We start from the raw sequence: 13,934 nt of genomic DNA on the forward strand, positions 1-13,934 counted from the left end.
TCTCGACGTCGGAACTGCGGGCGCGGCCGGATGCCCACCCGGCTGGTCGATAGAGCACGCCCTGCGCGGGAGACGAGGCTGAGGACACCGAAACTGCCGTCGCTGGCCGGTCGCGTCGAAGGAAGGTGTGGGTGTCGTCGCCGGTTCAGCCGAACAGCTCGCCGAGGCCCTCGCCGTCGGCCTCGTCGTCGTCGTCGCCGCCCTCGTCGGCTTCGGCTTCCTCGGCCTCCTCCTCGTCACCGCCCTCGTCGGCCTCGGCCTCCTCGGCCTCGGCACCGCCGGCGTCGCCGCCGGCCGGGGCGCCGCCACCGGCACCGCCCGCGGGCACCGCGGCGGCCCCCTCGACGGCCTCCTCGATGTCGACGTCCTCCAGCGCGGCCACGAGGGCCTTCACGCGGGACTCCTCGACGTCGGCACCGCCGGCCTCCAGCACGCCGGTCAGGTTGTCTTCGTTGATCTCTTCGCCCGTCTCGCTCAGGATGAGTGCTGCGTAAACGTATTCCATTGTTGTCAGAACATCTCCCCGAGGGCCGCGCCACCGTCGTCACCGTCGTCGTCGGTGTCGTCGGGTTCGGCCTCGGCGTCGTCGGTCTGGTCGTCGGCCTGTGCCTCCTCGTCCTCGGTGGCGTCCGCCTCGGGTTCGGCGTCACCCGCGGGCTCGGGGGCCGTCCCTCGGAGTTCCTCGGGCAGCGCCTCCTCGTCGTCGATGGCGGCGGCGAGCGCGCGGAGCCGGCTGTCGGCCCGCGCGACGAGGTCCTCTGCCACGTCGGGCGACCCGATGGCTGCCTCGATGGCCAGCGTGCGCGCCTCGGCGGCGGCCGTGCTCAGCATGGTCCCCGCCGTCGCCGCGGTCGGGTACTCGGCGTTGATCGAGAGGTTGCGACCGCGTGCGGCCGCCGTCTCGATGTCGGCGCGGTACTCGTCCACGTCGATGGCCAGCTCCTCGGGCTCGAACAGGACGCCGTCGGAGACGACGCCACGCAGGTCCAGCCCGACCTCCTTGGGCTCGATGCCCAGCTCGGAGAGCACGTTCGCCAGGTCGGCGCTCACCTCCTCGCCCGCCTCGAGGACGGTCGAGTCGGACATCACCTGGATGGAGCCCTCCTGGATGCGCGCGTCCGCACCGACCTGCTGGAGCTCGCCCACGAACGGACCGGGGTCGACCCCCGTGTCACCCTCCGGGATGACGATGTCGTTGGGCGCGACTTCGCCGGCGTTGATCGGCGCGGGCGTCTTCGACGCCTCGAGCTGCTTGAACAGCCCGAACGGATTGTCGTCGGTGCCGATAAGGCCGACCTGGCCGGAGACGAACCCCGTCAGGTCCCCCATGCCCTCCTCGACCTCCTCGAGCGCGCGGGTCAGCAGGGTGTTGCGCGAGACGCGGAGCTCGGCGGTGCCGTACAGCTCCCGGCGCATGTCCTGGAGCTGTCGCGACGGGATTCCCGCGATGGCGACGACGCCGATACTCTCGTAGGACTCGATGGTCCCGACGAGCTCGTCGACCTCCTCCTGCTTCCACTGGGGGATCTGCTTCGTCTTCCGCTCGGCGGCCGCCTCCGCGTCGGAGTCGGCGCTCATCAGACGGGCACCTCCATGGCGGGACCCATCGTGGTCTTGACGAAGATCCGGTCGATGTTCTGCGGGCCCTTCTCCAGGTCCGCGGTCATCCGCCGGACGATCACGTCGATGTTGTCGGCGATCTCGTCGGCGGTCATGTCCTCGGCGCCGACGCGGGTGTGGAAGGTGCGCCGGTCGCCGGAGCGGACCTGGACCGTGTTCTTCATGCGGTCGATGGTCTCGACCACGTCCTCGTCCGGTCCGAGGGGGGTCGGCATCTTCCCACGCGGGCCCAGCACCGTCCCGAGGAAGCGACCGATGTCCTGCATCATCACCTGCTCGGCGATGAAGAAGTCGGTCTCCTCGGCGAGGTCCTTCGCCTCGTCGGTGTCGTCCCCGAGGTCCTCGAGGTCGTCCCCGTCGAGCACCTCGTCGGCAACGTCCTCGGCTCGGAGGGCGGTCTCCCCCTCGGCGAAGACGACGATACGTGTCTCCTGACCCGTGCCGGCCGGCAGGACGATCGACTCGTCGATCCGGTTGCTGGGGTCGTCCAGATTGATGTCGCGCAGGTTGACGGCGAGGTCCACGGTCTCGCGGAAGTTCCGCTCCGGGGCCTCGTCAATCGCTTGCGCGACGGCGTTCTCTATGTCCTGATCTGCCATCGTTCACCTCCGTAGTGCGCCGTCTGGCTGCTACGGTGTGAAACAGGGTCCGACGGACGCCTGTCTCGTCGGAAGTTCGACGATGCCACAGTTAAGCCCGTCGAAGCGTGAAGACGCTCCGGCCGACGCGTTCCCGCGGTCAGACGGGGAGGAACCCGTGACCCAGCAGATACACCGCGGCGGTGTCGGCGGCGAACAGCAGGAACAGCGCTGCTGACCCCAGGTAGATGTACTTCCGACGGGTGGCCGTCAGCCGGTGTGCGCTCCTGTGGAACACCAGCGCGTTGACCAGACTGACCGGGATGATGGCCAGCATCTCCCCGGCCCAGATGGCGGGATGTGCGCCGTACTGGACGGCGAGCCCGATGGTCACCAGCTGTGTCTTGTCGCCGAACTCGCCGAACGCGCTCACCGAGAAGGCCGATATGAACCCGTGGTACCGGTCGGGTACGCGCTCGCTGATGGACGCCAGCCCGGCCGTGGGTCGAACCTCGCCGCCGTCCGTAGCGACCCGCTCGCCGCCCCCGTCCGCGTCGACGTGCAGCGCCGTTCGGACGAGCAGTAGACCGAACAGCAGGAACAGCCCGCCGGTGATGGCGTCGAGATAGACCCCCGGGAGCGCGGCCTGCAATGCCTCGCCGAACGCGACCTCCAGCGCCGTCCAGCCGGCGAACGCCGTCCCCGCGCCCGCGACGACGACGTACGGGTTGTACTTCGTCGACAGGCCCGCGATTATCATCTGGACCTTCTCCCCCGGTAACACGAGCAGCTGCAGCGTCGCTGCCGCGACCAGGATCTCGAGCCAGCCCGCCATCTACGACCACCTCCCCCGAGGAGTTATGACGGCCTCATCCATGGATTAGTCGTGTCTAACGTTTCCTATCGCAAGGGACAAAAACCCTCGTATATGGGTGACCGCGTTCGGCGGTCCTGCCAACTGCGGGGCGTCTCGAAGGCGGTCCCGCGACGCCCGGCCGCTCCGTTCGACCGGAGAACGGGACGTCCACTGACCGTCATCGCGTTTCGCCCGCCGGGCTACCGACGGGACCGTTAGTGCCGAGAAGAGCTCGTCCCCAAGCCGTCGCCCCGTCGGCTACCTACGCGGCAGCCCCTTCGGCGAACAGGTCGTCGTACTCCCCCTCGTCGATGCGCTCCTTGAACTCGCGGGGGTCGTGGCCCTCGATGGTGACGCCCAGGGAGGTGCAGGTGCCGGCGACCTCCTTGGCGGCGCCCTTCACGTTGTAGGCGAGCAGGTCGGGGAGCTTCTGCTCGGCGACCGTCTGCAGCTGCTCGACGGACATGTCGGCGACGAACTCCTCCTGTGGCATGCCGCTGCCCGTCTCGAAGCCGAGTTCGTCCTTGATGAGCGCCGCCGTCGGCGGAACACCGACGTCGATGCCGAAGGAGCCGTCGTCCTCGTAGTCGACGGTGACGGGGACCTCGGTCCCGTCGAACGCCGCGGTCTGGTCGTTGATCTCGCTGACGACCGCCTGCACGTCCACCGGGGTCGGGCCGAGCTCCGGCCCGAGCGGCGGGCCAGGGTTGGCCTGCCCGCCGGGGACGAGCACTTCGATGGTTCCAGCCATAGCTAACGGAACCGCCGCGCCGCGTTTAAGCGTTGTTTCTTCGGGCGGTCGCGGCGGCCGGCAGAGCCCCGCCGCTGGGCCGGTCACGGCCGGAGATTGACCAGTGCGATGCCGACGAGACAGGTCCCGGCCACGAGCAGGCCGACCTGCTCCAGCCCGGTATCGAAGACGAACGCGAGAACGGTGTGGAGGAGACCGACGAGTGCGATACCGCCGAGCAGAAGACTGACCGCGAGCGCCCGCTTGTCCATGGCATTCGTTGCCGCTGGGGTGATATAACGCCCCCGAAAGCGGGCGCCGCGGGCGGACTGGGGGCAGCGACCCGGCGTCCCGCGCCGGGGTGTGAAATCGGGAACGGGAACGCATTTGAGTCCGGGTGGCCGACTGCAACGCAATGGGCCTGGAAGAGGAGATCGAGGCGATCGAAGAGGAGATCGCCGAGACGCCGTACAACAAGTCCACGGAGGCCCACATCGGCCGGCTGAAGGCCAAGCTGGCGGAGAAGAAGGAGAAGCTGGAGCAGCAGTCCGGCTCCGGCGGCGGGGGCGGCTACGCCGTCGAGAAGACCGGCGACGCCACGGTCGCGCTGGTGGGCTTCCCGTCGGTCGGCAAGTCGACGCTACTGAACGCGCTCACGAACGCCGACAGCGAGGTCGGCTCCTACGAGTTCACGACGCTCGACGTCAACCCGGGGATGCTGAAGTACCGTGGCGCGAACATCCAGCTGATGGACGTCCCCGGACTCATCGAGGGCGCCGCCAGCGGCCGGGGCGGCGGCCGCGAGGTGCTCTCGGTCGTCCGGACCGCCGACCTCGTCCTGTTCGTGCTGTCGGTGTTCGAGATCGACCAGTACGACCGCCTCTCGGAGGAGCTCTACAGGAACAAGGTCCGGCTGGACACCGACCCCGCTTCCGTCTCCATCACCAAGACCGGTCGCGGCGGCATCAAGCTCACCACATCGGACCAGGTCTCGCTGGACGACGACACGATCAAGGGCGTCCTCCGGGAGTACGACTACATCAACGCCGACTGTACGATCCGCGAGGACATCACCATCGACGAGTTGGTCGACACGCTGCAGGACAACCGCGTCTACCTCCCCTCACGGGTCTGTGTCAACAAGACCGACCTCATCGAGCCCGACTACAAGGACCAGGTGGACGCCCAGCTCCGGGAACACGGCCTCGACCCCGACGACTGCATCTTCATCAGCGCGGAGGCGGAGAAGGGGCTCGACGCCCTGAAGGAGGCCATCTGGGAGTCGCTCGGTCTCGTCCGCATCTACATGAACAAGCCCGGGCGCGGCACCGACTACGAGGAGCCGCTCATCCTGACCGAGGACGCGAACACCGTCGAGGACGCGCTCCACCGGCTCGGCGGTTCGTTCGACGAGCGGTTCAAGTTCGCCCGTGTCACGGGCGAGTCGGCCAAACACGACGAGCAGCAGGTCGGTCGCGACCACGAGCTCGTCGACGAGGACGTGCTCCGCATCGTCGCCCGGAAGTGACGACGCCCGTGGTGCACGGCTGCCGGAACGCGAGGGCTTGAAGCCCCTTGCCCCCGTATCGGAACACGATGAGCACCCTCGCGGGCCGTCTCGATGCCCTCCGTCCCGGCCGCCAGACGGCGGTCTGGTGGGCGGTCGTGCTGAACACGGAGCTCCTGATCATGCTCGCGTACGTCGCCGTCGTCGGCCCCGACGTGACGCGGCCGCTGTTCTACGTGGTCCCGTTCGTCTGGGTCAATGCTGCCCTCTGGGCGGTGTTCCGGGTGTCGCCGCGCCCGGTCACCGGCCGCCAGCGCGCCGTCGCGGTCGTCGTCGCCGTCGGCTACTTCCTCGTGCTCGGCTACGCCGGCGGCCTCTACGGCGGGAGTAACGGCGTCTCGACCGGGTTGCGCGTCGTCGTGACCGCGCTCCCGCCGGGCTGGGGACCGGCGGTCATCTACGGCGGCACCGCCGTCCAGTTCGCGCTGCTCCCGTTCAAACTCGTGGGCTACGCCACGCTCGCATACCTCGTCTACGCCACCGTCGTCGAGACGGCCTCGTCGGTCGTCGGCGGCGTGCTGGGGCTGTTCTCCTGTGTCTCCTGTACGCTGCCGGTCATCGTGGGCGTCCTGTCGGGGTTCGTCGGGGGGACGGGCGCCGTCGCGGCCGCCGCCGCCGGTCAGACCTACGGCCTCTCGACGGTCGTCTTCGTCGTCACCGTGGTCCTGCTCGTCTGGCGGCCGACGATGGCCGATCTGCGTGGATTGACGGCGCGCGGCTGAGCGCCCGATAACCGAGTTACAGCCGACATTTATCCGCCGTACCCGACTCAGCTCGGGAATCAGATTTATAATCGGCCTGTTCGCTCTCGAAAGCCACAAGCCCCGGCGGCGCCAGCGGTCGACCGTGACGACCGTCGAGATCGAGTACTGCGTGCCGTGTGGCCATCTGGACCGTGCCTCCGACCTCGCCGGGCATCTGCTGCGGACGTTCCGCGAGCGGCTGGACCGCGTCGCGCTGGTCACCGGCGACGGCGGCGTCTTCGTCGTCCGGGTCGACGGGGAACGCGTCTACGACGTCGCCGAGGACCCGTACGACCCGGACGAGATCGCCCGACGGGTGCGCGACCGGCTGTGATCGGGGGCCTCGACCGCGGCTCAGTCGTCGTACTCGTAGAACCCCCGGCCCGTCTTCTTCCCGAGGTCGCCGGCCTCGACCTTCCGCTTGAGCAGGTAGGCCGGCGTGTAGCGGTCGCCGAGTTCCTCGTGGAGGGTCTCCGTCGCGTGCAGGCAGACGTCCAGCCCGATGTGGTCGGCGAGTTCCAGCGGCCCCATCGGGACGTTCGTGCCGAGCTTCATCCCACGGTCGATGTCCGCCTTCGTGGCGACGCCCTCGTCGTACGCCCGGACGCCCTCGTTGATCCAGGGCATCAGGATGCGGTTCGAGACGAAGCCCGGCTTGTCGTCGGCCTCCCAGGTCTCCTTGCCGAGCGACTCGGCGAACGCGTGGCCGAACGCGACGACCGGGTCGGCGGTTCGCTCGCCGACCACGAGTTCGACCCCCTTCATCAGGGGGACCGGGTTCATGAAGTGGAGCCCGAGAACGAGCGGCGCGCGCTCGGTGGCGGCAGCGATGGTCGTCACCGACAGCGTCGAGGTGTTGGTCGCGAGCACCACGTCCCCGTCGGTCGCCGCGTCCAAGTCGGCGAAGACGTCGCGCTTGAGCTCCATCTCCTCGGGTGCGGCCTCGACGACGAGGTCCGCCGCGGCGAGGTCGTCGAGCTCCGTCGTGCCGGTGACGCGGTCGCGGGCGGCCGCGGCCTCGTCCTCCGTGAGGGTCCCCTTGCGGACGAGCCGCGAGAGCGAGTCGTCGACGGCGTCCAACCCGTCGGCGACGAACGACTCCTGCACGTCCCGCATCACGACGTCGTATCCCGCCGTGGCGCTCACCTGTGCGATGCCGTTGCCCATGGTGCCGGCGCCGACGACGCCGACCGTCCCGACGTCATCGAGGCCGCGGAAATCCGGATGCTCGGTCATGGTCGGCGGTGGGGCGCCGTGGTGTATAAGGGTGAGCGTCCGAGCCCAAGCGGCGGCCGGGGAGTCAGTCCCCGCCGCGGATCCGGCTCGCGACGCGCTGGGCGACCGTTCCGCCCAGTCGCTCCCGGACGTACCCCAGCACCCCGCCGGGGACGAACAGGACGAAGCCGATGAACAGCAGCCCCAGGTAGAGGCTCCCGTGCCCGTTGAGGAACGTCTCGATGGCGCCCTGGACGGTGAGCCCGGCGATGTCGACCGTGAGTATCGACTCGGGCAGCACCTCCCGGAGGTACGGGAGGAGGCCGCCGCCGGTCCCCTCCTTCGAGAGGAACTCGCGGATGGTCTCGTCCAGCAGGCGACCGTACAGCGGCCCAGCGAGCGTGCCGAAGCCGCCGATGATGGACGCCAGCAGCGCGTCCCCGGTGACGAGGAAGAAGAAGGCGTTGTCCGGCGACGCCGAGCGCCGGAAGCCGGCGAACAGTCCGCCGGCGATGGCGGCGAAGAAGCCGCTGATGGCGAACGCGATGAGCTTGTACCGGAACGTGTCGTAGCCGACCGCGCGGGCCCGCTCCTCGTTCTCCCGGATGGCGATGAGCACCCGGCCGAACGGGGAGTGGATGACGCGCTGGAGCAGCAGGTAGCAGACGAGCACGACGATGCCGACCATGTAGAACGAGACCTCCGTCGTGCCGAGCGAGAGCGGCCCCAGGACGACCGAGTCGCCGGTCAGTACGCCGATGTCGAGCGCGAGGCTGTCGACGAACGGGACGCCGACGCTGAACACCGGGGCCATGGCCCCCTCGGGGCCGACGACGAACGGGCCGTCCCGGGGGCTGGAGGCGAGATAGCCCCAGTCACGCACGAGCACGTACGCCACCTGCGAGAAGCCGAGCGTGATCATCGCGAAGTAGACGCCGGTCAGGCGGAAGGAGACGACGCCGATGCCCAGTGCCAGCAACACCGCGAACACCCCGCCGAGCAACAGCAGCAGCATGAACGGCGTGGTGTGAGGGACCAGCGGCAGCTTCCCGTTGGCCGCCAGGATGACGACGTACGCCCCGGTGCCGTAGAAGACGGCGTGGCCGAACGAGAGGTAGCCGGTGTAGCCGGAGATGAAGTCGAACGACATCGCGAAGAGGCCGAAGTACAGCACCGCGGTCATCGTCTCCACGTTCGGCAGCAGCATCCTCGCCTCGGACGCGACCGGCGAGGCCAGCAGCGCCCCGTGGAGCAGCGGGTAGGCCGCGAGCAGGGCGATGACGGCGACGTGGGCGACGTGCTCCTCGAGATACCGGCGCCACCATGCGGTGTCAGGGGTCGCGACGGCCGTGGGGTCCGACTCGACCGCGTCCTCGGGCGTCGCGGCCGCCTCGTCGGCGGGGTTCGGGTCGCTAATGGCCACCCACCTCCGCGACGCCGAACAGGCCCTGTGGCCTGACGACCAGCGTGACGACCAGGATGAGGAAGATGAAGATCTCGGGGAGGCCGCTGAACTCGACCGCGTTGACGAACCACCAGGTCGTGACCGCGTCGACCATCCCGACCAGCAGTGCGGCGACCACCGTACCGCGGAACGTGCCGAGGCCGCCGACGATGACGACCACGAACGCCGGGAGCAGGGTGTCCGCGGCCAGCGGGACGCTGGCCCCCCAGACGGGGTCCCACATCAGCAGGGCGCCGGCGACGCCGGCGATGCCGGTCCCGAGCGCGAAGACGGTGGCGAACACCCGCCGGACGTCGATACCGAGGGCCTCGGTCATCTCGCTGTCCTCGCTGCCGGCCCGGATGACCAGGCCGTACCGCGTCCGGGTGAGGAACGTCCACACCGCGGCGACGGTGACGACGCCGAACAGGATCTCGAACAGCGACAGCGCGCTGACCGTGGTCGAGCCGAGTCGGAACGTCTCGGTCAGCAGCTCCGGTTTCGTGCTCAGCGCCTCCTGCCACTCGGAGATGGGCTGGAGGCCGTAGAACTGCGTCACGATGCGGACGAGCTCATCCAGGACCAGCGTCACCCCGAACGTCAGGAGGATCTGGTAGATGGGCGGCCGGTCGTAGAGCGGTCGGATGAGGCTGACCTCGACGGCACTCTCCAGCGCGACGAGTCCCCCGAACGTCACCAGCACCGCCACGAAGAACAGGCCGAAGCGGAGGGCGGTCCCGGTGGCGGCGGTCACGCTGAGCACCATCACCAGCCCGCCGAGGTAGGCGCCGACCATCGTGAGCGAGCCGTGGGCGAAGTTCAACACGCCCATCAGTCCGAACACGAGGGTCAGGCCGCTGGCGATCATCACGTAGAGCGCCGCCTTCGACAGCCCGCGCACGAACACCCCCGCCAGCGTCGAGGGCCGGAGGAACTGCGCGAGCGCGTCCAGATACGAGACGAGCGGGAACGGCCCCACGACCCCGGCTCCGGCCAGTTCCACCACCGGTACGGTCCCGGTCATGCGCTGAGATACCTCCGGATGCGGTCGTCGTCGGTCACGCCGCGCGTCGCCGCGCCGTCCTCGACGACCTGGCCGTTGTCGAGCAGGTAGAAGCGGTCGGCCAGGTCCATCGCCAGCGGGAGGTTCTGCTCGACGAGCAGTATCGTCGCCTCCTCGGCGGCCCGCTGGACCGCCTCCGCCACGTCCGCGACGATCTGTGGCGCCAGCCCCTCACTGGGCTCGTCGATGAGGAGCACGTCGTTGTCGCCGACCAGCCCGCGGGCGATGGCCAGCATCTGCTGTTGGCCGCCCGACAGCGCGCCGGCGTCGGCGTCGCGGCGCTCGCTCAGCGCCGGAAACGTCTCGTACGCCAGTTCCAGCGCGGCGTCCACGTCGCCGCCCTTCGGGGTCGCGACACGGACGTTCTCCGCGACGGAGAGCTGGGAGAAGACGCGCCGCTCCTCGGGGATCCAGCCGACTCCCAGCTCGGCCACCTCGTGGGTCCGCTTGCCGACCAGCTCCTCGCCGCGGTAGGTGATGCTCCCGGAGCGCGGGGCGGTCAACTGCAGGACCGAGCGCAGCGTGGTCGTCTTGCCGACCCCGTTCCGGCCGATGAGCGCGATGACCTCGCCCGCCGCCACGGAGAGTGAAACCCCCTCCAGGATGTGGCTCTCGCCGTAGTACGTGTGGATGTCGTCGACCTGGAGGAGGCTCACCCGGGCTCACCTCCGCCGGCCGGGTCGTCGGTTGCAGCGTCGCCCTCCTCCGTGGCGTCGCCAGGGTCCTCAGCATCCGTGTCGTCGCCCACGTCGCCGGGCTCGTAGCCGCCGAGGTACGCCTCCTGCACGGCGGGGTCATCCCGGACCGCGTCGGGCGGCCCGTCGGCGATCACCTCGCCGCGGTTGAGCACGACGATGCGGTCGGAGACGTTCATGACGATGTCCATGTTGTGCTCCACGAGGAGGACCGCGTGGTCCGTTGCCACGTCCTCGATGAGGGCGATGATGTCGTCGACGGATTCGCTGGAGACGCCGGCGTTCGGCTCGTCCAGCAGCAGGACCTCCGGGTCGCCGGCGAGCGCGATACCGACCTCCAGCTGGCGCTTCTCCCCGTGGCTCAGCGTCTCCGCGGGGGCGTCCGCCTTCCCCCCGAGGCCGACCCGCTCCAGCACCTGCCGGGCCTCGGCCAGGTACGATTCGAACCCGTTGACGTTGCGCCACGCCCGGAAGGAGTCGTCACCGTGGGCCTGTGCCGCGATGCGGACGTTCTCCAGCACGGTGCTGGTCGGGAAGACGTTCGTCACCTGGTAGGAGCGGTGGAGCCCCTGCTGAGCGGTCGCGTGGGGTGGGGCATCGGTGATGTCGATCCAGCCGACACTCCCACCCGTGGCCGACCCGCCGTCGGCCCGCTCCCCGTCCGTATCCTCGCGGACGGCCACCTCGACCGTGCCGGCCGTCGGGTCGAGGGCGCCCGTCAGCAGGTCGAAGAACGTCGTCTTGCCGGCGCCGTTCGGCCCGATGAGCGAGCAGAGCTCGCCGCCGGCCAGCTCGAAGTCGACGTCGTCGACTGCGGTCAGCCCGCCGAACTGCTTCGTGAGCCCCTCGGTCCGCAGGACCGCCATCCTACAGCGAGCAGCCCATGTCCGGGCTGTCCTCCGGGATGGTCGTCTCGCTCGCCGGGATGGTCTCGGCCGGTTCGCTGGGCCTGATCGCCGCGTCCCAGTTGTCCTCGTCGTTGGGGACCACGTTCGCGATGGTCATCGCCGAGCGGGCCTGGTTGTTGTACTCCTGGAACGTGTAGCCGTTCTCGCCCTTCGGGGTGTCCGTGACGGTCATGCCGGTCAGGCCCGTCCGGATGTCGGCGCCCGAGGTGGACCCCTCCTCCTCGACGGCCTGGACGATGGCCGAGGCGGCGGTGAACGTTCCCGAGGTGAACAGGTCCGGCACGATGCCGTACGCGTCCGTGTAGCTCTCGACGAACGCGTCGTTGATCTCGTTGTCGTACTGGTTCCAGTGGTACCGGGAGGTGAAGGGGCCGAGCCCGGCGTTGGAGAGCTTCTCCTCGGTCAGCGGCTCGCCCAGCTCCCCCTGCAGGGTCTGCCCGATGATGCCGGTCGTGATCTGGGTCGCGAACCCGCCGTAGACGTCGTAGGAGTAGTCCCCGTTGAGGTAGGCGGTGAACATCGCGGGCAGCGTCTGGACGGTGAACCCGGCGACGATGCCATCCGCGCCCGCGCTCTCGGCGTTGTCCAGCGGGCCCTGCCACTCGCTGTAGCCCCGCTCGAAGAACTTCTCGTCGACGACCTCGACACCGTTGGCCTCCAGCACCGTCCGGTAGTTGTTGACGACTGAGCGGCCGAAGGAGTAGTCCGCGCCGTACATGTAGACGCTCTCGACGTCGGTGTTCTCGGCGACGTACTTCCCGCCGGAGCGGGCGTCCATCGCGACGTTCTCGCTGGCGCGGAACACCTGCTCGCCGCAGGTCTCGCTGTTGGACGTGATGCTGGCCGAGGCCGCCGGCCCCAGCATCGTCGTCACGTCGGCCTGCTTGGAGACCGTGGTCGCGACGCGGCTGGCCGACGCGGAGGAGGTGCAGCCGAACAGCATATCGACGTCCTCGTTCGTGACCAGGTCCTGCGCCGCGGACTGGGCGGTGTCGGCGGCCAGCTCGGTGTCCCGGATGATCAGTTCGTAGTCCACGTCGCCGACGGTCGCGGTCTTCGTTCCGGTCGAGGCCTCCGGCGCGAAGTCGTCGTCGCCCTTGTAGTTGAACCCCTGGAAGAAGCCGTACAGGGCCTGTTCGCCGTAGTAGCTGAGGCTCCCCGACAGCGGCTGCAGCACGCCGATGGAGACGGTGCCGCTCACGGACCCACCTCCGCCGCCGTCGCCGCCATCGCCACCATCGCCGCCGTCCCCGCCGTCGCCGCCGTCCCCGCCGTCGCCGCCATCGCCGCCATCGCTACCGTCACCGCCGTCGCCGGTACAGCCGGCGATGCCGCCGATACCTGCCGCTGCGAGTCCCGCCAGCGCCTTCCGCCGTGTGAGTCGTTACCGTTCCATGGCACTACCTGATGTTGCGAACGGGGCCGTATCGCTCCCCGGGTTAACATATGAACGAGCCGGCCAGGGACGGCCGAGGGTTCACACGTGAACCCCGCGATACACGGTGGTCAGGTCGCAACCATCAGCTATGCAACCGACGCCGACGACGGTGACGGCGACCGACGGGACCGACCTGCGCCTCTGGGACCAGCCGACAGAGGACGGCGACGACGGAACGGCGGTCGTCCACGTCCACGGCTCCATCACGAACTCGCGGGCGCTGTTCGCGCCGCCGGTCGAGGGCGACGATTCCTACTCCTGGCTCGGCGCGACTGCCCGTACCGGGCGCACGGCGCTGGCGCTCGACGTCCGCGGGTACGGGGACAGCGACCGGCCGCCCGAACTCGACGAGCCGCCCGAGGCGAACGACCCGCCCGTCCGCGCGCCGACGGCGGCGAAGGACATCGCCGCGGCGGTCGAGGCCGCCGCCGACCGCTTCGAGACGGTCCACCTGCTCGGCGTCTCCTGGGGGACGATGACCTGCGGCTACTACCTCGCGCATCACGCCGACGACGCGCCCGTGGCGTCGTTGACGCAGGTCGCCCCCGTCCACCGGCCGCCTTGGACCTTCGGGGAGGTGACGACCGCGCTGGGCGTCGACGCGGGACTGGACGCCTACTACCGGCAGCAGTACGACGAGGTCCGGGAGCGCCAGGGCGTCGCCGACGAGGGCTCGGACCCGCTGTTCGAGGCCGTCTGGCGGGCGCAGGTCGAGTCCGACCAGGGCGTCGACGAGGACACCTATCTCGCGCAGGCGGGGGCGCTCGCCGACACGGCCCGGGCCTGCGACGGCGAGCCCGTCTACGACGCCGAGGCGGTCGACGTGCCGGCGCTGGTCGTCCGGGGGACCGACGACGCCATCTCCGTCCGTGAGGACGCCATCGGGCTGTACGACGAACTCGGGGCGACGGCCGACCGGAAGGAGTACGCCGAGCTGGCGGGCGCGGACCACTACGCGATGCACGGCGCCCGGCGGCAGGCGCTGTACGACGCCGTCACCGCACATTACGACCGGGTCGAGGGGGCGCTGGACTGAGGAGAAGGCCGGATAGCCGCGTTATCGTTCTCATTCTCGAT

General features: G+C 69.6%; 16 protein-coding genes. 4 read left to right on the forward strand and 12 right to left on the reverse strand.

What is annotated here, in order from left to right:
• Positions 1 to 145: 145 nt before the first annotated feature.
• The 6 genes from rpl12p to DP107_RS20015 form a co-directional block, all read right to left on the reverse strand.
• A complete protein-coding gene (gene rpl12p, locus DP107_RS09640) occupies positions 146 to 505 on the reverse strand; it encodes a 50S ribosomal protein P1 (protein WP_144261954.1) in 360 nt (119 codons plus the stop codon).
• Positions 506 to 510: 5 nt separating this feature from the next.
• Complete coding sequence (locus tag DP107_RS09645; RefSeq protein ID WP_144261955.1) at positions 511 to 1,578, reverse strand: 50S ribosomal protein L10; 1,068 nt, start codon at positions 1,576 to 1,578, stop codon at positions 511 to 513.
• On the reverse strand, positions 1,578 to 2,219 hold the full coding sequence (locus DP107_RS09650) for a 50S ribosomal protein L1 (protein ID WP_144261956.1): 642 nt from the start codon (positions 2,217 to 2,219) through the stop codon (positions 1,578 to 1,580). The genes DP107_RS09645 and DP107_RS09650 overlap by 1 nt, the downstream gene beginning before the upstream one ends.
• Positions 2,220 to 2,358: 139 nt before the next feature.
• A complete protein-coding gene (locus DP107_RS09655) occupies positions 2,359 to 3,033 on the reverse strand; it encodes a TMEM165/GDT1 family protein (RefSeq protein ID WP_144261957.1) in 675 nt (224 codons plus the stop codon).
• Between the two features lie 283 nt (positions 3,034 to 3,316).
• Entirely contained in the window at positions 3,317 to 3,805 is a 489-nt protein-coding gene (locus tag DP107_RS09660; RefSeq protein ID WP_144261958.1) for a 50S ribosomal protein L11, read from the reverse strand.
• 83 nt (positions 3,806 to 3,888) lie between these two features.
• Positions 3,889 to 4,056, reverse strand: coding sequence for a hypothetical protein (locus DP107_RS20015; protein WP_185977255.1), 168 nt, complete (start codon positions 4,054 to 4,056; stop codon positions 3,889 to 3,891).
• A gap of 143 nt (positions 4,057 to 4,199) precedes the next feature.
• On the opposite strand from DP107_RS20015, the gene DP107_RS09665 reads away from it, so the two are divergent.
• The 3 genes from DP107_RS09665 (at position 4,200) to DP107_RS09675 (ending at position 6,428) form a co-directional block, all read left to right on the forward strand.
• On the forward strand, positions 4,200 to 5,312 hold the full coding sequence (locus DP107_RS09665; RefSeq protein WP_144261959.1) for an OBG GTPase family GTP-binding protein: 1,113 nt from the start codon (positions 4,200 to 4,202) through the stop codon (positions 5,310 to 5,312).
• A gap of 68 nt (positions 5,313 to 5,380) precedes the next feature.
• A complete protein-coding gene (locus tag DP107_RS09670) occupies positions 5,381 to 6,073 on the forward strand; it encodes a DUF7546 family protein (protein WP_144261960.1) in 693 nt (230 codons plus the stop codon).
• Positions 6,074 to 6,197: 124 nt separating this feature from the next.
• A complete protein-coding gene (locus tag DP107_RS09675) occupies positions 6,198 to 6,428 on the forward strand; it encodes a SelT/SelW/SelH family protein (RefSeq protein WP_144261961.1) in 231 nt (76 codons plus the stop codon).
• Positions 6,429 to 6,448: 20 nt separating this feature from the next.
• Here the strand turns inward: DP107_RS09675 and DP107_RS09680 are convergent, their stop codons facing one another.
• The 6 genes from DP107_RS09680 to DP107_RS09705 form a co-directional block, all read right to left on the reverse strand.
• Positions 6,449 to 7,330 carry a 3-hydroxyacyl-CoA dehydrogenase family protein gene (locus DP107_RS09680; protein WP_144261962.1) on the reverse strand — a complete coding sequence of 294 codons (882 nt, stop codon included), beginning with the start codon at positions 7,328 to 7,330 and terminating at the stop codon, positions 6,449 to 6,451.
• 64 nt (positions 7,331 to 7,394) lie between these two features.
• Complete coding sequence (locus DP107_RS09685) at positions 7,395 to 8,516, reverse strand: branched-chain amino acid ABC transporter permease (RefSeq protein ID WP_185977267.1); 1,122 nt, start codon at positions 8,514 to 8,516, stop codon at positions 7,395 to 7,397.
• A 205-nt stretch (positions 8,517 to 8,721) separates the two neighbouring features.
• Positions 8,722 to 9,777: a branched-chain amino acid ABC transporter permease gene (locus DP107_RS09690; protein ID WP_144261963.1), complete on the reverse strand. Its 1,056-nt coding sequence runs from the start codon at positions 9,775 to 9,777 to the stop codon at positions 8,722 to 8,724.
• Positions 9,774 to 10,472: an ABC transporter ATP-binding protein gene (locus tag DP107_RS09695; RefSeq protein ID WP_144261964.1), complete on the reverse strand. Its 699-nt coding sequence runs from the start codon at positions 10,470 to 10,472 to the stop codon at positions 9,774 to 9,776. The genes DP107_RS09690 and DP107_RS09695 overlap by 4 nt, the downstream gene beginning before the upstream one ends.
• Positions 10,469 to 11,377 (reverse strand): ABC transporter ATP-binding protein, encoded by a 909-nt coding sequence (locus DP107_RS09700; RefSeq protein WP_144261965.1) that lies wholly within the window; start codon positions 11,375 to 11,377, stop codon positions 10,469 to 10,471. Before DP107_RS09700 ends, DP107_RS09695 begins: the two co-directional genes overlap by 4 nt.
• Before the next feature lies 1 nt (position 11,378).
• Complete coding sequence (locus DP107_RS09705; protein WP_238330844.1) at positions 11,379 to 12,620, reverse strand: ABC transporter substrate-binding protein; 1,242 nt, start codon at positions 12,618 to 12,620, stop codon at positions 11,379 to 11,381.
• A gap of 325 nt (positions 12,621 to 12,945) precedes the next feature.
• On the opposite strand from DP107_RS09705, the gene DP107_RS09710 reads away from it, so the two are divergent.
• On the forward strand, positions 12,946 to 13,893 hold the full coding sequence (locus DP107_RS09710; protein ID WP_144261967.1) for an alpha/beta fold hydrolase: 948 nt from the start codon (positions 12,946 to 12,948) through the stop codon (positions 13,891 to 13,893).
• Positions 13,894 to 13,934 lie beyond the last annotated feature (41 nt).

This window comes from Haloglomus irregulare (genome assembly GCF_007421925.1).
Lineage (GTDB): Archaea > Halobacteriota > Halobacteria > Halobacteriales > Haloarculaceae > Haloglomus > Haloglomus irregulare.